The sequence below is a fragment of the Nocardia pneumoniae NBRC 100136 genome (assembly GCF_000308755.1).
GTDB lineage: Bacteria > Actinomycetota > Actinomycetes > Mycobacteriales > Mycobacteriaceae > Nocardia > Nocardia pneumoniae.
This window is the reverse complement of the sequence record NZ_BAGF01000117.1, coordinates 1-206: the sequence shown is the minus strand read 5'-3', so window position 1 is coordinate 206 and position 206 is coordinate 1. Positions and strand designations below refer to the sequence as shown.

Here is a 206-nt window from a genome sequence, read left to right as displayed (position 1 = left end):
GGGGGTGGTCGATGGTTTTGCGGGCGGCTTCGTGCTGGCCGACGGTGCTCGATTCCCAAAGGTTGTCGAAGTGGGCGCTGCGGCGGCGTAGTTCGGCGATGAGACGGTGCAGGTTCTCGTCATCGGGGTAGCGGCTGGCGGTGCGGGACAGGTCGGCGACTTGTGCTGCCTGGAGCGCGCCTTTGGATTCGGGGGTGTGGCGAACT

1 protein-coding gene is annotated in these 206 nt (G+C 66.5%); it reads right to left on the bottom strand.

All coding sequences use genetic code 11. From position 1 onward, the window contains the following. Nucleotides 1-206 (bottom strand): MmyB family transcriptional regulator (locus ON34_RS28620; protein ID WP_040785346.1); only part of this gene is annotated, 206 nt, incomplete at both ends.